The sequence below is a fragment of the Peribacillus sp. FSL E2-0218 genome, from assembly GCF_037992945.1.
Classification (GTDB): Bacteria; Bacillota; Bacilli; order Bacillales; family DSM-1321; genus Peribacillus; species Peribacillus simplex_B.
On record NZ_CP150304.1, the window covers coordinates 2,123,811 to 2,142,780 of the forward strand.

The following is an 18,970-nucleotide window of genomic DNA, read 5'->3' on the forward strand; positions in this document are numbered from 1 at the left end:
TGCAACGCATAGTGCACTGTATGATATCCCGGAATATGTAGGGTTAGCTGTACCTAAATTAACGGATTTCTTTAATCAGGAGCTTTAAGAATAAAAAAAGCTCGGAATGATGAAATGGTACCGCTGCAGGGCAGTAACGTTATATAAGGGTGTGCCCCTGCAGGTCCTTACCTTTAATGAAATGTGCTGTACGCTTATACCTTCTAATACCCATTTTATGTTTGCCGATATGTTGAATTGGCTGACACTTTATCTGATTGGCCAAGTTTCGCTAGTTAGAGAGCCCGCCTTTATTTTTATACGATCCTCCATTAGATTTATCCGTAATCAATCTAACTCGAATTTATTAGAGAATGGCCACCAGCTGAATATGGAGAAATTCTTTGAGAAGATAACATGAAAAGCCTTACTAGGGAAAGCGGATAGTAAGGCTTTTTATTACTCGAGTTCCGGTTATAATGTTGAGCAAGGGACATTATGCGTTTATTTTTTGATTATTCTTCTCTTTCAGACGCTTAATATCTTCTCTAGGCGGAAATCCAAACATCCTGGAATATTCACGGCTGAATTGCGATGGGCTTTCATATCCCACCCGAAAAGCAACATCAGCTGCGTCTGTCGATTCGGATAATAACAAGTGCCTGGCTTCCTGCAGTCTTAGTTGTTTTTGGAACTGGATCGGACTCATCGCCGTGACTTCTTTAAAGTGTCTATGGAGCGAGGATACGCTCATGCTTGCTATATCTGCAAGATCCTCAATTCGAAAAGACTGTTTATAGTGATGCATGATATGTTCGATTGCGTCTCTAATTCGATAGGTAGAGCTTCCTTCCATTGCCATCTGCCCTAGTGTCGCTCCATGTGGACCTTGAAGAACCCTATAGAGAATTTCCTGCTTGAACAAAGGCGCAAGCACTGGAATATCCTTAGGGTTATCCAGCAAACAAACTAATCTAAGCACAGCATCCAACATGGTCGAGTCTAAAGGGCTGACAAACATTGCCCTATTGGCACTTTTTTTCGGATCAGCCTGAAATTCAGCATTCCCTAATACGGCTAAGATTTGACTTGGTGTAAATTCAAGTTTGAAAGCCAGATAAGGAGCATCGGGGGAGGCTTCTATAACTTGTGCGGTAACCGGCAAATCAACAGATGCAACAAGGTAATCGGCAGAACTGTATGTATAGCGATCCTGGGCCAGTGATACCACCTTCTTACCTTGGACGATAATGCATAGGGAAGGATTGTAAACTCCATAATTCGGTCCGATGGCAGTGGATTGACGACTGAAAAATAAAGAAGGAATAGCAGTTGAGTGGGTACCATCCCGACCTGAATGGCTCTCAATCAGTTTAGCAAGTTTACCCTGCCCTTGATAAATTTGTTCGGACATAATAATAAGGTCCTCCTTGTTCCTCTATGATCTGATAGCAATTATAAGGCATATCTTCCTGTGATGTAAGTGTAACTGAGAGGATTAGGCAATCATTTGAGTCGAATGGGATACCGGTTGCTTTTTCAGCTGTTGCATAATAAGGATGCAGGTAAGTAATATAACCATTTAAAGCGATAAGAATGCAAAGAAGGGGGAGATGGTTAACCGCTAAAGCATACTCGGCTACGGTATTTTCAAGGAACAAGATCTATCATACGAGGAGCGGTGTTATGAAAATTTTAATTTTAGGCGCTAATGATCAAATAGCCCGTAGCCTAACAAATGAATTGCTTAATAAAACGGATTATTCTATCATTCTTTATGCAAAAGCGGTCATTAGCTTTTAACTATCATTGATGATAGCTGCGAAGTTTTATTTGCTGGGATTTTAAAGACAGAGATAAACTGATATAAAAACATATCGAAGATGGATGATCATGCCGCATTTATTAGCTCTGCCTTTGACGGTATTTCCACCTCGCTTCTAGCCGGAGTAGCATCAAGCAAATCAGGTGGTCGAACTGATGTGGAATAATGAAGCAGGGGGAAGAGTAATGACCTTAATTACTCGCAAGATAAATGAATTGTATCCATTTCGGTGAGCGCTTGGGGATTGAACGGATTGAGTTCGGATAGCACCAAAGGAGAGAAGATAAATAACTGACATTTACTATGAAAAACAGGAGGATATAATATGCAAAAAGTAATGTTAAACAATGGTGTTGAGATGCCTATACTAGGTTTTGGTGTTTTTCAAATGACCGATCCAAAGGAATGTGAACAAGCCGTATATGATGCCCTTATGGCAGGATATCGCTTGATTGACACGGCTGCGTCTTATTTAAATGAAAAGGAGGTCGGCTCGGCCATCAAACGAAGCGGCGTTCCAAGAGAGGAGCTATTCATTACGACAAAACTCTGGGTTCAAGATGCTGGTTACGAGAATACAAAGAAAGCATTCGCAAACTCACTGGAAAGATTGCAATTGGATTATCTGGATTTGTATTTAATTCATCAGCCATTTGGTGATGTCTATGGCTCTTGGCGTGCGATGGAGCAATTGTATCGTGAGGGAAAAATCAAGGCAATCGGTGTTAGTAACTTCTACTCAGACCGTCTAGTCGATTTAATTACACATAATGAAGTGGTCCCGGCTGTAAACCAGGTTGAAACCAATCCTTTCTGCCAGCAAATAGAAAGCGCTAAACTTATGGAAGAAAATAGGGTTCAAATCGAATCCTGGGCGCCTTTTGCAGAAGGTAAAAATGACATCTTCCAAAATGAAGTGTTGGTATCCATTGCTCAAACGCATAATAAATCTGTTGCTCAAGTAATTTTACGTTGGCTGACACAGAGAGGCGTCGTGGTGATTCCTAAGTCTGTTCGCAAAGAAAGAATCCTTGAGAACTTTACTATCTTTGACTTTGAATTAAGCCAAGGGGATATGGAAAAGATTGCGACGTTAGATACGAATGAGAGCTTGTTCTTCTCACATAGAGATCCTGAAATGGTAAAATCACTCAGTTCCCGTAAACTTGATATATAAATTTTGATATCAACCGGAACACTCGTAGCTAGATCGAATAGAAACAATAAAGATGTTTGGTTTTTAAGTAAAAAAGAGGGCCATAATGCATATTGAAGGATATAGGATACTGTTTGTTCATACATGCGCTTCCGAATTAGTCCTGGAAATTCGATACGATGATATTGCAGAAGATCAATAAAAGCCCTTCTCGAGTGAGAGGGGGTTTTTTGTTAATCTTTTTTATATTACCCCAAAAGTACAAGCGGGAAAGCCTCCTCATATTAAGAAATAATGAACTAACGGCACCCGATTTAAACATGTGATTATTAGTAATTACCTCCAATTCCTATTTTGCATAAAAAAATCCGCATGAAGTACTATATGAAGACAAGATGGTTTTTAAGGAGGAAGAAATGAGCGAACATGTTAAAGGCGAATTATCATTATTTACCGAGTATCTTATGTCATTATTATTTACAGCCTGCCTTGCAATTTTTCTTTCGAAGTTCACCGATACTTTTCCATGGCTTGCCTTCATCGGAATTTCATTAGGTCTTGCTATCATAATTTTCTGTTGGGAAAAAAAGAAGCACCAATGGCCTCTTTTTATTATCGGCTTATTATTGAACACCCTGGTGTGGTCCATCGTTTTGAATTGGTCTTCATTTTTCTGAATATAAAACATATAACCGTTTAATTCATGTTTCATGGAATCGGCTATTATGGTTTTTTTATATTCTATTCTCTTCATTTTTTCTTTGACAGCCACTCTGCCACGATTGCAGCTTCTTCGTTGGAAATAACCCCAGCCGGCATGCCGTTTTTACCATTATTGATAATATCTTCTATTTCACTTTTGTCATATTTTGCACCAACTTTATTTATAGCTGGACCCGCTCCTCCTTGTAGATTTTCGCCGTGACATGATATACAGCTATTATTTACAATCTCTTCTGCACCAGCCGAAGTACCCTGTGTGCCCCCATCTGGACTTGGTGATGGTGAAGGTTGCTGTCCTTTGTAAAAAAATAGTAAAAACACGAAACATCCTGCAAGAACAACACTGACTCCAGAGGTAAGCCAAATTTTTTTCATAAATACCTCCCTATTAAAGTATGTAGCGTTAAAAACGTATGAAATATGATTTTCTTCATTCTCATAGAATTCATTTTTGGGCTGTATTTAACTTGAACATCCATGGTTCCTATTTTATTATTCCTATCTTTCCCCAAAAAATATTATTGTATGACTCGATTTTTCTAATGGGCAGGATTTATTCTTATAAATCTAGTTACTATCATTCTAATTGGTAATTATAGGTATAAAAATGAGCCGTTCTGTGAATATATGTATAAAGGATAATAAGACACTCTCCTTACCATCCGTTTATTGCGGAGGTGGGAACGTTATCGTTCTCCGGTAAGGCTACATAATGAATTTACCAGGAAATGCTGCTGATGCTTATAAGGGAGGGTTGAGGATGTTTCAAAATATTGGGATTCCAGGCTTGGTTGTCATGCTTATCATCGCACTGGTGATTTTCGGTCCGAAAAAACTACCTGAAATTGGAAGGGCATTTGGACGGACTTTCTCGGAATTCAAGAGCGCAACAAGTGGATTGATATCCGATGCCGATAAATCGGAAGAAAAACCTCCTGAACCTCCGATTGATGAAAAGAAGAAGGGATAAATCAGGTCATTCTTAATATACTGCTGGTCATTGTCCTGGACGGATAGTAGGTCCGCTAGTCAGGGGGATAGTGCTGTCTTTGACAAGGATGGGAATTCTCGATCCAATGAAATTGGCAAGGCGAGAGCAAAGGATCTTTTTTCCTTGATAGTCGTGCCTATTATCATCACTCCTTCAGATTATCCCACCGCTCATCCTTTATGGATGGAGTGTTACTAAATCAATCATCATCTATAAGATAAGGTGATTCAAACCTTATATTCAGATAGGAGTTTTTTTATGTCGGACAATGAGAAAAGTCAAATTGAAAAACGGGGCAGTACCAGACGTACCTTTTTAAAGAATTCCGGATTAGCGGTCGGTGGCCTCATTTTAGGGGGCGCCGTGGGAAGCATATTTGATGGGAATTCTGATGGCGGTGTTAAAACAGAACAAAAGAATCAAACTCAAGGCAATAATCCGAATGAAGCCTTGATGTTTTTTTATCCAGAAGAATATCAGACGACAGCGGCAGCAGCTGAGCGCATTTTCCCAAAGGACGAAACGGGACCAGGGGCGCTTGAATTAAATGCGGCGATATACATTGACCATCAACTTAACAGTGGATGGGGCGTAAATGAAAAAGATTATAAGCTTGGACCCTATTATAAGCCAGGGCCAACACAAGGTGAACAGGTCAAACTTTACCGAAAGGACTTGTTCAGGCTAGGCTTAAAAGAATTGAATGCCTATAGTAACAAAAACTATCAAAAGAAATTTACGGATTTGGACGCTACTGGACAGGATGAAGTTTTGGCTGCATTTGAGAAAGGCGAAGCGAGTTCACTTTCTGGCGTATCTTCATCGGCATTTTTCCAATTGTTAAGAACTCTGACTATTGAAGGGGTTTATGCCGATCCATTGTACGGAGGAAATAAGGAGATGCTTGGTTGGCAGATGCGGAAATACCCTGGTTCTCGAATGGGGTATACAAAGGAAATCCAAAGCAAGGAATTTGTAAAGCTAGATCCAAATAGCCTTCAGAGTCATATGAAGCATTAATCTTGGAAAGGGCTGAAACATATGGCAAAAAAACTATCAAAGGTACCCGTCGTCATTGTCGGTATGGGATGGGCTGGGGGTATCATCGCCTCGGAATTAACGAAAGCGGGAATTAAGGTTGTTGGACTTGAACGCGGGAAAGAACGGGATATGAGCGATTATTCAATGGTGCATGACGAATTGCGATTCCAACACCGTGAAGAATTGATGCAAGATCTGTCAAAAGAGACGATTACCCACCGCAATAATCTGAAGATGAGAGCGCTCCCTATGCGAAGTTATGGAACATTTATCGTAGGTGAAGGTCTTGGGGGGGCTGGAAGTCACTGGAATGGGCAAACCTACCGTTTCCTTCCTTATGATTTTGAAATTAGGTCGCTAACTGAAAAAAGGTATGGCAAAAATAAAATTAAATCAGACTATCCCATTCAGGACTGGGGCATTACATATGACGAAATGGAACCATATTATGATACCTTTGAAAAAATGGCAGGCATTTCCGGTGAAACCGTTGAACTATATGGAAAACGTTCCAATCCCTATCCAACAGGTCCGATGGTAAAAACACCTGTTTTGGCGGAATTTGAACAAGCAGCGAAGAAGCTGGGCTACAAACCATATATGATTCCTTCTGCAAATCTATCAGAGAATTACAAAAACCCGGATGGCATTTCCCGTTCAGCCTGTCAATATTGTGCGTATTGTGAAAACTTCGGGTGTGAGTACGGGGCAAAAGCAGATCCGGTCGTTACGGTCATTCCCGTTGCAAAAGAAACGGGTAACCTTGACCTGCGCACCTATTCAAACGTCACCCGTATTGTAAATGACGGACGGAAAGCGACAGGTGTTATTTATGTGGATACCTTCACTGGCGAAGAATTCGAGCAGCCGGCAGAAGTAGTGGTATTAGCGAGTTATGTATTTAATAATGTCAGGCTTTTGCTTAATTCCAAGCTCGGAACACCTTATGATCCAAAAACGAAAAACGGTGTAATCGGCAAGAACTATTGTTACCAAGTAAGTTCAGGATATTCAAGCCTTTATTATAATGATCGTGAGTTCAATATATATGGTGGTGCAGGAGCTTTAGGTATAGAAATCCCGGATTTCGCAGGTGATAATTTTGACCATTCGGATGTAAACTTCCTTCATGGAGCAGGAATTCGGACAACCCAGTATGGTAACAGGCCGATAGCGAATAATAACTCACCAATCGGAACACCTTCTTGGGGTGCTGAATTCAAGAAGCAATCAATCAAATATGCCAATAGCATCCTGCAAGTCAAATCTCAAGGAGCCAGTATGCCACATACACAAAATTACCTTGATTTGGATCCCACTTACAAAGATGTTTACGGTATGCCCTTATTGCGGATGACGTATGACTATACCGCCCAAGATCGCGAGTTAGTTAAATACATGGCGAAAGTAACAAGGTCGATTGCTAAAAAAATGGGTCCGGACCATATTGATACGGTCGCTGAACAAGCGGATTTTAACGTAAACACAGATACGAATACGCATAACACAGGCGGAGTCATCATGGGGACCGATCCCAACGATTCAGCCGTTAACACATACCTGCAAATGTGGGATGCTGAAAATGTATTTGTTGCCGGCTCTTCGGCATTTCCACATAACAGCTCGTTTAACCCGACTGGTACACTAGGAGCCTTTTCATATCGAGCGGCTGAAGGAATCGTGAAATACCTTAAAAAAGGCGGCTCTCTCGTCTAAAAGCTCTTCCTTTGACCGTACATAAACAGGATCTGTTCCCAAAAAAATTGGGGATTGGTCCTGTTTTTTGGTGAATTTTATTCAAAGCAACAACTATTGCATGTCTCATTCCAGTCTAATTGCCTTGTTTAATGGACATATTAAACAACATACCAAAAACGTAAATGCGGAGGTTTGAAAAATGAGAGGCAAATGGAAGATCACAATTTTATCCTCTATCCTTTCTGTAAGCTTTCTAACAGCTTGTAATGCCGGTAATAAGGACTTTAATGATCGAGAGGACGTAGATTACCGTCCCGTCCGCTATGAAAGCGACACGAATCCAACGGATAATAATGATGCAGAAAATCGATCATTCAAGCATGATGAAAACCCAGATCAAACAGACAAGCAAATGGAAAAGGGCGATAATCTTGAATTTAACAAATCAAGAGGTGACTTATAAAGCTTGACCAGAGAAAAAAATCAGCTAAAATCTTTTGATGATACTTTGCAAAAGAAGGAAAAAGATGATTGGCTTTATTATCATTATGTAGACCTCGTTATTTATGGACTTTTAGCGGAAGAATGAAAATGAATCATATAAAAAAAGCTTGGAAGTTCCGAGCTTATTTTATTTATTTTATTTTTGGGGAATAAGGGGCAGGATCGTTTAACAAATCATTGGGTGAATTTGGTAGAATGTATGAATATGAAAAAAAAACATACATACACGGCGGAAAGATCTTTTGAAAACTAATCATTACAATATATGCTTTATATTAATAGTATCTTTGATGATCATTTCTGGGTGCACTGGTCAAGCTAACAAAGACAGCATAGCATCCATTTCGGTTAATTCCGATTCTGAATATACGAATACTTTTAAAAAATTAAATGTAGGGGAATTGTATGATTTTGATTTCAAATTAAATGAAGCAGATAAAACGTGGGTAAATGTGTGGATGGAACGTTACAAAGATGGAAAGAAAGAGCCTCAACCGTTAGCTAAACTATCCTATGGGAATAGCCCCAACAAAGTGGAGGAAGGAAATGTAGGATTTGGAATGATAAATACGAATGATTCGCGTTTAGTTTTTCTTTACGCACCCCATGTAACTGCACCGCCACAAAATATAGACAAAATCCATTCTGATCATGTTTTTACAGGATGGGATTATGCTGTAGGGGAAGATAAAATGACATTAAAATTGGGCGAAACCTATGTATTAGGTGCTTATAGAGAATCTGATGGAAACTCGATAAGGACATACAATTTACTAGACGAAAATGAAGTGAAGAAGATGATAAGTGATGATAAAATTGTCTTTTTGCTTAAAATGAAAATTGAAAAAAAATAAAACAGATATATTGTATGTACATATACTTATGAAGGTAAGCCGTATCGAATCGAAGGTGCACGTTTCTCTGATACCACTGAGGAAGCGGGCTAGCGGATGAGGTTCCTATGAACGTTCATTATGGGAATGGTAGGATAATCATGTGTTGCTGTAGAACTAATGAACAAGAAGACAAATATAAGGAGGACACTATGAGTAAATTCAGTTTGTTTGGCAAGTTCAGTGTACAAGAAGGCGAACGTGACACAATGGTGGAAATCTTGTTGGAAGCAGCGGAATCAATGGAGAATGTAAATGAGTGCGAGATATATCTTGTGAATATTTCTGAAACCGAACCAAATACTGTTTATGTTTATGAAGTATGGAGTAATGAAACTGCCCATCAAGCGTCACTTACACTTGAAGCAACACAAACCTTAATAAAGCGTGCAAAGCCAATCATTACTGGAATGGAGAGAATCGGCACCTTACAGACAAGGGGAGGGAAGGGCATTTCACACGATGCTTGATTCACGATTCAAGGATTCAAGGGTACAATCCCGTTAATAAATGAACCGGGCAGGATACAAGAATAAATCTTTACCATTAATACGAGTTACCAGATACAGCAAAATTGTGGGTATCATACTTTCCATTTTACAGCTTTGTTGGCTTGGTCATTATATTTTTTATTGTTCAAAAAGTCATTAGTATGGGGATTAACCAATCAAAAGAAGGTAAGGCTTTAAGGTCCGAACTTAACGAAATCAAAAAACTGCTTAAAGATTTAAACGGAAGATAAACATAAAAATGAAAGGCTCCATTTAATTTGGAGCGTTTTTTTTGTTTTCCGTTCAGGTGTAACAAGACGTTAATGTATGATCAATAGAAGCCGTTGCTTGTCGTTCACTTGAAAGTAACTTTCCTTAATGATAAAAATTTTGCCATTTCGCTAATTTCAAGTCAATATTATGTAGGTATGAATTGATGGATAAGGAATGATTAAATGAAAAGAATTATATTAATGTTCTTGGCTGCAGCTGTTATCATGATCGGGTTGGTCTTGAATCATGCGATTGCCAAGAAGGATAAGGCCATCTATGTTGCTGTCAATGGAGATGATCAAAGTGCCGGCACAAAATCAAAGCCATTTCGCACACTCAATAAAGCCGCTTCTGAAGCGAAAGCAGGGACGACTGTCTACATACGAAAAGGAATTTACAATGAAAAGCTAGTCGTGAAACATAGCGGAACAAAATTAAAACCAATCATTTTTAGAGCTTACAAAACGGAAAAAGTGATTATTAGTGGGAAAAATTCAAAGGATGTTGAAGGTGATACATCCTTAATTACGATTAATAATAAAAATAATCTTACAATAAAAGGTTTGATGATACAGGATTTAACGACCGATTTATCGGATGAAACAGTCATGGGGATTTATGTAACAGGGTCCAGCAGTCACATTACATTGGAACATAACCATGTGCACCGGATAAAAACACGTGCAGCTGATGGCAATGGTCATGGAATCGCGATCTACGGAACAGGTAAAATGAGAGACATAAATGTTTTGGGAAATACAGTAGAAGATTTAAAACTTGGTTTCAGCGAATCTCTTGTTCTTAATGGAAACATTGACGGCTTTAAGGTGGAAAACAACATAGTTCGCCGAAATGACAATATCGGCATTGATCTGATTGGTTACGAAGGCACCTCTACTGATAAAAATGCTGACTTTGTACGTAATGGAGTCGTAAAAAAAAATCGGGTTTATGAAATATCTTCTTTTGGCAATCCAGCTTATGGGGAAGAGTATTCCGCCGCAGGAATTTATGTGGATGGCGGGAAGAATATAGCCATTGAAAAAAATACCGTTTATCAAAGCGATATCGGAATAGAAGCAACCTCAGAGCATCCTGGAAAATATGCTGATCAGATAAACATAACAAACAATACGATATATCATAACTTTTTCACAGGAATATCAATTGGAGGGTATGATGAAAAGCGGGGCGGGACTAAAAATTCTCTTATCTCGCAAAACATTATGTATCGCAATGATACAAAGGGTATCGATGGTGGCCAGCTTTTATTGCAGCATGATATAAGTAACAACGTGATCGAAAAGAATATTTTGACTGCCGGACCATCCCGCATATTCATCGCTAACTATTTTTCAACAAATAAAGAAAATGATCTAGTGAAGAATGTATTTCATCAAGAAAAAGGAAAAAAGGGGATATGGGTTTGGAAGGAAGAAGACTATACATCTTTTCCTATTTTCAAAAAAGCCTCAAAAAGTGATGCAAAATCCAGTTATTTAGATCCTGGATTTGTTAATTCGAATAAATATGATTTTAGGCTGAAAAAAGATTCACCTGCAAAGTCCATTGTAGACTGAATGTCGCAGGTTAACATAAACTCCCTTATTAACATAAAAAAAAGGCTGCCAATTTGAAGTGAACCCAAAAAGTTAGACACGTTATTTAATTAGCCAGCCTTGAGGGCATGAACCCGGTAATCTACTGGGCTCATCCCCTTTAATTTTACCTTGATTCGTTGATGATTGTAGTAATGGATATATTCTTCTAGCTCTTGTTTGAAATGCACCATGCTTTCAAATTCTTGAAGATAGAGTAACTCGGATTTTAATAGGCCAAAGAAGTTTTCAATGACCGCATTATCGAGACAATTTCCCTTACGGGACATGCTTTGTGTAATGTTATGTCTTTTCAATTTATGAGAGTATTGTTTCATTTGGTAATGCCAGCCCTGATCTGAATGAAGAATGGGTGAATCTTTCGATTCCAAGCCGTCAAAAGCTTTATCCAGCATTTTAGAAACGAGCGGATAAACAGGCCGAGATTCCATATTAAAGGCGATGATTTCTCCATTAAACAGATCAAGAATGGCCGATAAATATAGTTTCTCCCCAACAAGATGGAATTCTGTGACGTCTGTTACCCACTTTTCATTGGACTTTTCCGCCTTAAAATCACGTGCTAAAATGTTGGGTGCAATCTTACCGATTTTCCCTTTGTAAGAACGGTATTTCTTCATGCGAACCAAAGACTTCAATCCTAGTTCATTCATCAATCGGAGAACTGTTTTATGATTGATGTGAGCACCTCGGTTACGTAATTCTAGGGTGATGCTTCGATACCCATAACGTCCTTTATGCGTATGGAAAATCTCTTCGATAAGGGATTTAATTTCTGTGTATTTATCCTCACGCCCGAAGGCGTTTACCCAATAATAGTATGTACTCCGTGCCATGTTAGAAATGGATAGAAGTAGATGTAAATTAAATTGTTTCCTTAGTTCATGGACTACTGTCGCTTTTTCTTTCTTTGTAGGGCTTCCTTTTCTTGAACTAAGGCATTCAACTTTTTTAGATAGGCATTCTCTGCACGTAAGTATTCTAATTCTGCAAGAAGTGCTTCTTGAGAGCCTTTAGCTGGCGATGTTTTCTTGGTTTCTTTTTTCATGGATAGACGCCCCTTTTTCTTTGGTTTAAGGGCGTCTATACCTCCTTCCTTCAACTGATTTGCCCAATTCCAAAGTATAGAATCGGAAGGAAGGTTATAGTGTACAGCGGTCTCGCTGATCGATGCCCTATTTTCGTTCATATATGTAAGTACCTCTAGTTTAAAGGGCAGAGTGTAATTTGTATAGGATGAAGCAAGTCCTTCCATCCCATGTTCAAGATAGCGAGCGACCCATCCTTTCAGAGGGGATAAACCTACATTTCTTTCTTGTGCAATGGATTTATAGGATTTTTTCCCTTCCAAGTACTCTAAAACTGCATGTAATTTTTCATCCATCGTATATTTAGTCAAAAAAACTGCACCTCCAATTGTTAGATGTTGTCTAACAATTGGGGTGCAGTTCAATTTGGTTGCCTTTTTTTATTGCAAAAGAAAAAATCGGCAGATCTGCATTCTAGGTTTGATTGATAATGAATCATTGGTTGGTTTGGTTAACATAGCAAAAAAACCGATTTTGAACCTTATCATAATTGTATTCATTATCGGACATAGCTATATGAAAGTGGTTTAATCCTGAGTGAGGTGAAGAAAATTGTGAAACAATTATTTAAGCTAAGATCTGCTTGGTTTCCAGTTTGGTTAATTACATTACTCATGTTAATCATGATAAGTGTTTACTTACCTGTCTTTAGTGGCGCGAATAAAAATGTACCAAATGTTCCCTTAATCTTTGTGAACCAAGATCAAGGCACTGTTGGAGCCTCTATATTAATGAAACTTAAAGAAAAACAAAATGGAAACTCCTTTAATTGGAAGGCCGCTGACAAAGAGAAAAAAGCATTGAATCAATTAAAAAACAATCAGGCACATGGTGCACTAATTATTCCGGCTAATTTTTCAAAAGAAATTTCCGAGGTGCAAAAATCGCTACTGTCAGGAAAAGAAACGGGAAAACCAGCAACATTGAAGATTTTATTAAATGAAGGGATTGGCCAATCATCGTCCATGATTGCAAGCAACGTCCTGCAACTGGTTGCTGCGTCCACAAACCAGGAAGTCAGCGGTGAAATAAAAATTATATTAAATCAAAAAGGAATTTCTTTGTCCCCTGAAAACGCATCCCTGATGGATAATCCAGTTCAGTTCAAGACGGAAAATGTCCTTGGGCTTCCGGATAATCTCAATAAAGGAATGACGCCATTCGTAATGGTCATCATTTCTTCGATAACAGGGATGATGGGGGCAAATATGATTCGCGGGTACCTTAGGAAAGCAAACGGCGATCTTGAAAACAATGATTCTTCCTTGAGCTATACAAAAATCCTTAAAGCAGAAATGATATTTAGCATCATTTTAGCCTTTGGTGTCTCCTCCGTTTCCCAAATAGGTGTTTTTGGCTTCTTTGGGAGTTCACACACGTCCAGCATTTTTTTGATTTATCCATTTTCCTTTTTCTGCTGTCTGACCATGATTTCCTTATTCAAATCGCTTTCCTTAATCTTTGGTGGATGGGGAATGCTTGTGATGTTTCCAATAAACATCATGGGCATTTTTTCAAGTGGCGGACCGATACCATTATCAACCCTGCCTATTGTCCATCGCATATTTAGCTATATCCTGCCTACGAAATATATGGTAGATGGCATGAGGGCGCTGCTATATTATAATGGCAGGATGCAAGCAGGACTCGGCACGGCTTTATTCGCCATATCCGTTTATTTCATTGTCACCCTCGCCATCATCATTGCTTTCATTGTATATTCATCAAATAGAGACAGAAATAATGCGAGTGAGGAAGAGGAAGAGAATATGCAAGTACCAATTGACAGTGAAATTCATGTCAAAAAATAATGATTACCGTATGGAAGAAGAATTGGATAGGACCGAATTACGGGAGCAAAAAGAAAGATACAGGTTTGTAGATCGGATTGAGTTTGCGGATGGAGCAACATCCAAAAAAAAGGCTATATCGCTGTAGAGTGCATCTTAGCACTAGGAAAAATGGGAAAAACTTACCTAGTGGGTAAGTTTTTTCGGCTAGAAGTTACTTCGAGAGATAAACGCGGGCTTCATAAGGTTTTAATGTATTTGAAGAAATCGTATCACAGCCTTGATCCGCATAGTTAGTGATTAACAGTTGTCCAGCTTCACCATTCAGATGCCTTGGCCATTCAAAGGGGGCCGCTTCCTCTGTAAAGTTACATAGAACCAGTAATGTTTCATGATCCAATGTACGTGTATACGCATATATTTGCTCATTCTCTTTTAATACAAGGTCATATGCACCGTACACAATTATGTCATGTTCTTTTCTTAGCTTAATTAGTTTCTGATAGTAGTAAAAGATGGAACTCGAGTCTTCCAATGCTTGCTTCACATTAATTTCCGCATGGTTTGGGTTCACTTTTAACCAAGGAGTGCCTGTAGTAAAACCTGCATTTTGACTATCGTCCCATTGCATGGGAGTCCTGGCGTTATCACGGCCTTTCATATAAATGGATTCCATTACTTTAGCTTGATCCTCTTGACCCTCTATCACTTTTTCACGGTACATATTCAGAATCTCGATATCCTTGTAATCATCAAGATCAAATGTAACATTTGTCATGCCTATTTCCTCACCTTGGTAGATATAAGGCGTTCCCTGCATCATATGAAGGAAGGTTCCAAGCATTTTTGCGGATTCCACTCGGTAAGATGTATCATTGCCAAAGCGAGAGACCATTCTTGGCTGATCATGGTTGTTTAAATATAGGCTATTCCAACCTTTTCCTTCCAATCCTTTCTGCCATTTTGTCATGCATTCTTTAAGATCGTCCAGCTTTAAAGGCTGTACGTCCCATTTCCCGCCTGGTCCTGAATCCAAATCCATATGCTCGAATGTGAAAATCATATTTAGCTCAGTACTTTCACTGTTCGCATACTTAGTGGCATCTTCAACCGATGCCCCAGGACATTCGCCGACTGTCATCATGTCATATTTCGAAAGTACCTCACGATTCATCTCCTGCAGATACTCATGGACATGAGGACCATTCATGAAGAAATCGCCGCCCCAATCGTATCGCTTTCCGCCTGGCGTGCTGGGCAATCCTTCCGTTTTGGAAATGAGGTTGATCACATCCATTCGAAAACCATCAATGCCCTTATCAAGCCACCATATCATCATGTCATGAATTTCTTTTCTTACCGCAGGGTTTGCCCAATTTAAATCAGGCTGTTTTTTGCTAAACAGATGAAGGTAGTATTCATCTGTTTCTTGATCATATTGCCAAGCTGGACCACTAAAGACCGATGTCCAGTTGTTTGGCTCTTTTCCATCTTTGCCGGGGCGCCAAATATAGTAGTCTCTGTAAGGATCATCTTTTGATGAACGGGATTCAATGAACCATTTATGTTCATCCGATGAGTGATTAACAACAAGATCCATCATCAATTTCATATTTCGTGAATGTAATCCTTCTAAAAGGTCTTCCCAGTCATTCAAGGTACCAAACTCATCCATAATGTCTTGATAGTCACTAATATCATAGCCATTATCATCGTTTGGAGATTTGAAAACAGGGGATAGCCAAACGACATTGACTCCTAATTCATGTAAATAATCAAGTTTTGAAATAATTCCAGGCAAATCGCCGATTCCGTCCCCATTACTATCCATGAAACTCCGGGGATATATTTGATAAACAACACTTTCTTTCCACCATTTTCTCTCCAATTTCATCTTCCTTCCACTTTTAATTTGTTTCTTAAGTCTCATTCTGCCGTTATTTAACAGCACCTTTCGTCACGCCACTAATAATCCATTTTTGAGCGATGATATAAACAAGGACCATAGGGGAGAGTGCCATTAAATAGGAGGCAAATGCTAAGTTATAATTGGTTGTAAACTGTGACTGGAATACATATTGGACCAGCGGCAATGTCATCGAATCACGATCACTTAAAATAACAAGCGGTAACATAAAATCATTCCATGCCCACAAGCATGTTAAAATTCCGACTGTTGCGTTGATTGGGCTTAATAACGGAAAAATGACTTTCCAAAAAACTGTCCAAATACTTGCGCCATCCACATAAGCTGCTTCTTCCAATGACTTAGGGATCGAACGGATATAGCCCACATAAATAAAAATATTAAAAGCCAAGCCGTATACAATGTAGAGAAAGATAAGTCCTGTCATATTATTCAATCCAAATAGGCTCGTTTGCTTGACAACAGGCAACATGATGATCGGAAAAGGTACAAACATCGCACTGACAAAATAGTAATAAAGCAACTTGAAGAATCGTCTATGCATATTACGGGCAATGGCATAAGCCACCATCGAATTAGTCAGTAAGGTAAGAGCAACTGTAAAAACGGTAACGATAAAACTATTTTTAATAGATTGGAAAAAATTCGTCAGGCGAATGGCTTCGGCGAAGTTTTCCCATCGTAATGTTTGGGGCAGTGCCAAAAGTGAGTTGCTCATTTCATCTGGTGACTTGAATGCTGTCACGATTGTAAGGTAGAGGGGAAATAAGATAACCAATGAGCAAATAATGAGCAGTATGGTTATAGGCCAATTTATTTTTTTGCTTTCCATTACATATCCACCTCACGTTTTCGAAGGAATTTAATTTGGAGGATTGAAATAACCACAATTAAAATAAAGTAGACCACGGAATTTGCCGCCTGATAAGCGAATTCCCCCCCTGAGAAGCCCCCTTTATATATCAATACCGAAATGGCTTCCGTTGATTGACCTGGACCTCCATTTGTCATTGCAATAATATGGTCAAACACCATTAAAAAGTTTTTCATCGCGAGCACCATATTTATGGTGAAGAAAGATGCAATAAGTGGAAATGTAATGTGTTTAAAACTTTTCCATTTCCCCGCCCCATCTAAACTGGCAGCTTCGTATAATTCGGTTGGAATCGTTTGTAATCCTGCCAAATAGAGAATGGTATTAAATGCCACGGCTTGCCATACAGCCACAATCACAATTCCAACCCATGCTAAATCCGGGTTACCAAGAATATTTTGTGTTAAAGATGTGATGCCCAGCTTTTCAGCAATTTGAGGAATGAAAAATGCAAATAGGTAATTAAAGATAAACCCAACGATTAATACGCTTAGAATATTCGGCACGAAAAACACGGCTCTAAGTGTATTTTGAAATTTAATCTTGGCATTAAGTCCTATGGCAATGGCCAAACTAATGATATTTACGAGTAAAGTGGAAACAATGGCAAATTTAAATGTAAAGCCATAGGATGCCAAGATACGCTGGTCTTGGAATAAATTCACATAGTTTTTCAAGCCAACAAAATTAAAATCCCCATACCCTTTATAATTTGTAAAACTATAAATCATTCCTTGAAAAACTGGAACTGTATGAAATACAAAAAATATTAAAAATGCTGGAAGCACCATCCAGTAATAGGTCTTGGATTGTTTGACCACTCGTTTTTCCCCCTTGTCACTCTCTCGCTTTGACTTTATTCCATTCATCATCCAGTTTTGCAAGGAACGGTTTGACTTCTCCTTTAATTAAAAAATCCTGTACTAAATTGGCTGCCTGCATACTAGCAGGGAAATAGTGTTCCGGAAAACCAGTAATTTTTTGTTGTACAAAATAAGGATTTAGCTCCTTTAAAGCTTCATCATTTTGTAAAACATTTTTAACAGCAGAAAAACTGTTTTGTTCTTTAATGTAATACTGTGAATTTTCCTTTTCTAATAAAAAATGAATGAACATTAACGCTTCTTTTTTATGTGGTGTATTTTTGGACATCGTTAATGCAGTATCTACACCCGATACGAGTTTGTTTTGAGAAGAATCATTGGATGCAGGTAAGGGAAAGGAGCCGAGTTTTATATCTGGGTTAATGGCTTTAATGGCTGAGATGGCCCAGCTTCCCTGGATATACATAACTGAATCGCCATTTGCAAACGCCCGATTGCCTGCATTATAGTCACGACCAAAATTATCCTTGTGACCGTAATCGAGCAATGTAAGCATTTTTTCCGAAGTTTCCTTGTAACGCTCCGTAAAAGTTGTTTTATTGGAAATGCGGTCTTGAATAAAGCCGTCCCCCTGCAAGTTACCTGCTAAAGCATTAAAAGAGACCATTGCAGTCCAAGCATCTTTGTACGTAAAATAAAAAGGTAATTCTCCCTCTTTTTGAATCTTTTTCGATAGGTTAATCAATTCATCCCATGTTTCAGGGACTTGTAAGCCTAACTCTTTAAATTTATCCTTGTTATACAAAAGCATATTAGCATTCGTCGCAAAGGGAATTCCATTATCCTCATTACTCGTTCTGCCTAATAAATTGAGCATATTAACATAGTCCGGTATAACTTTATTGATCGCTGGATCCTTTGAAAAATCGTAAAATAATCCTTCCTCTGCAATATCTCCATACGTAGCATTACCTCCAATCGCTAAAAGGTCCGGTACATCTTCTTTCACCAACCTCGTCCGTAATACCGTCTCGGAATCAGGAACGTTATTCTGTTCAATATCAATATGGGGGTGCAATTTTTCAAACCTCTCAATTAACTGATCGAATGTCGCTACAGCTTCAGGCTTATTTTGAAAAAATTCAATATGGATTTTTTCATCGGCCGTCGTTTGATTCGTACATCCTGCAAGTAAACTGGCTATAAATGCTGTAGTACAGAGGCAACGCCACTTATTCTTCATATACGTAACTCCCGTCTGAAAATTTCGTCTA

At 38.8% G+C, this 18,970-nt stretch carries 16 protein-coding genes; 9 read left to right on the forward strand and 7 right to left on the reverse strand.

Features of this window, described 5'->3' with window-relative positions; translation table 11 throughout:
• Window positions 1–475: 475 nt before the first annotated feature.
• A complete protein-coding gene (locus MHI53_RS10310) occupies window positions 476–1,393 on the reverse strand; it encodes an AraC family transcriptional regulator (protein ID WP_340373398.1) in 918 nt (305 codons plus the stop codon).
• A 736-nt stretch (window positions 1,394–2,129) separates the two neighbouring features.
• Between MHI53_RS10310 and MHI53_RS10315 the strand changes: the two genes are divergently transcribed.
• Complete coding sequence (locus MHI53_RS10315) at window positions 2,130–2,981, forward strand: aldo/keto reductase (protein WP_340373399.1); 852 nt, start codon at window positions 2,130–2,132, stop codon at window positions 2,979–2,981.
• Between the two features lie 729 nt (window positions 2,982–3,710).
• Here the strand turns inward: MHI53_RS10315 and MHI53_RS10320 are convergent.
• A complete protein-coding gene (locus tag MHI53_RS10320; protein ID WP_081092365.1) occupies window positions 3,711–4,058 on the reverse strand; it encodes a cytochrome c in 348 nt (115 codons plus the stop codon).
• 385 nt (window positions 4,059–4,443) lie between these two features.
• Here MHI53_RS10320 and MHI53_RS10325 point away from each other — a divergent pair, with 385 nt between their 5' ends.
• The 7 genes from MHI53_RS10325 to MHI53_RS10355 all read left to right on the forward strand — a co-directional run bounded on the left by MHI53_RS10325 (window position 4,444) and on the right by MHI53_RS10355 (window position 11,154).
• Window positions 4,444–4,653, forward strand: a complete 210-nt coding sequence (locus MHI53_RS10325; RefSeq protein WP_061141653.1) for a twin-arginine translocase TatA/TatE family subunit — start codon at window positions 4,444–4,446, stop codon at window positions 4,651–4,653.
• Between the two features lie 279 nt (window positions 4,654–4,932).
• Window positions 4,933–5,694: a gluconate 2-dehydrogenase subunit 3 family protein gene (locus tag MHI53_RS10330; protein ID WP_340373400.1), complete on the forward strand. Its 762-nt coding sequence runs from the start codon at window positions 4,933–4,935 to the stop codon at window positions 5,692–5,694.
• Between the two features lie 21 nt (window positions 5,695–5,715).
• Window positions 5,716–7,431, forward strand: a complete 1,716-nt coding sequence (locus MHI53_RS10335; RefSeq protein ID WP_340373401.1) for a GMC family oxidoreductase — start codon at window positions 5,716–5,718, stop codon at window positions 7,429–7,431.
• A 181-nt stretch (window positions 7,432–7,612) separates the two neighbouring features.
• Entirely contained in the window at window positions 7,613–7,876 is a 264-nt protein-coding gene (locus tag MHI53_RS10340) for a hypothetical protein (RefSeq protein WP_061141650.1), read from the forward strand.
• A 283-nt stretch (window positions 7,877–8,159) separates the two neighbouring features.
• Entirely contained in the window at window positions 8,160–8,771 is a 612-nt protein-coding gene (locus MHI53_RS10345) for a hypothetical protein (protein WP_340373402.1), read from the forward strand.
• A gap of 191 nt (window positions 8,772–8,962) precedes the next feature.
• A complete protein-coding gene (locus MHI53_RS10350; protein WP_340373403.1) occupies window positions 8,963–9,280 on the forward strand; it encodes a putative quinol monooxygenase in 318 nt (105 codons plus the stop codon).
• Window positions 9,281–9,756: 476 nt separating this feature from the next.
• Complete coding sequence (locus MHI53_RS10355; protein ID WP_340373404.1) at window positions 9,757–11,154, forward strand: right-handed parallel beta-helix repeat-containing protein; 1,398 nt, start codon at window positions 9,757–9,759, stop codon at window positions 11,152–11,154.
• 89 nt (window positions 11,155–11,243) lie between these two features.
• Here the strand turns inward: MHI53_RS10355 and MHI53_RS10360 are convergent.
• Window positions 11,244–12,592, reverse strand: a protein-coding gene (locus MHI53_RS10360; RefSeq protein ID WP_340373405.1) for an IS3 family transposase whose coding sequence is annotated in 2 segments (ribosomal slippage) — window positions 11,244–12,148 and window positions 12,148–12,592 — 1,350 coding nt in all. Because the reading frame shifts where the segments join, the coding sequence is not laid out codon by codon here.
• Between the two features lie 243 nt (window positions 12,593–12,835).
• On the opposite strand from MHI53_RS10360, the gene MHI53_RS10365 reads away from it, so the two are divergent.
• A complete protein-coding gene (locus MHI53_RS10365) occupies window positions 12,836–14,092 on the forward strand; it encodes an ABC transporter permease (RefSeq protein ID WP_340373406.1) in 1,257 nt (418 codons plus the stop codon).
• Window positions 14,093–14,285: 193 nt separating this feature from the next.
• On the opposite strand, the gene MHI53_RS10370 is transcribed toward MHI53_RS10365, so the two are convergent.
• The 4 genes from MHI53_RS10370 to MHI53_RS10385 are packed head-to-tail and all read right to left on the reverse strand — an operon-like array spanning window position 14,286 to window position 18,939.
• On the reverse strand, window positions 14,286–15,959 hold the full coding sequence (locus MHI53_RS10370) for an alpha-glucosidase (protein ID WP_340373672.1): 1,674 nt from the start codon (window positions 15,957–15,959) through the stop codon (window positions 14,286–14,288).
• A 49-nt stretch (window positions 15,960–16,008) separates the two neighbouring features.
• A complete protein-coding gene (locus MHI53_RS10375) occupies window positions 16,009–16,830 on the reverse strand; it encodes a carbohydrate ABC transporter permease (RefSeq protein WP_061141644.1) in 822 nt (273 codons plus the stop codon).
• Window positions 16,830–17,693 (reverse strand): sugar ABC transporter permease, encoded by an 864-nt coding sequence (locus tag MHI53_RS10380; RefSeq protein ID WP_340373407.1) that lies wholly within the window; start codon window positions 17,691–17,693, stop codon window positions 16,830–16,832. The genes MHI53_RS10375 and MHI53_RS10380 overlap by 1 nt, the downstream gene beginning before the upstream one ends.
• Before the next feature lie 16 nt (window positions 17,694–17,709).
• Window positions 17,710–18,939, reverse strand: a complete 1,230-nt coding sequence (locus MHI53_RS10385) for an extracellular solute-binding protein (protein ID WP_061141642.1) — start codon at window positions 18,937–18,939, stop codon at window positions 17,710–17,712.
• Window positions 18,940–18,970: the final 31 nt, after the last annotated feature.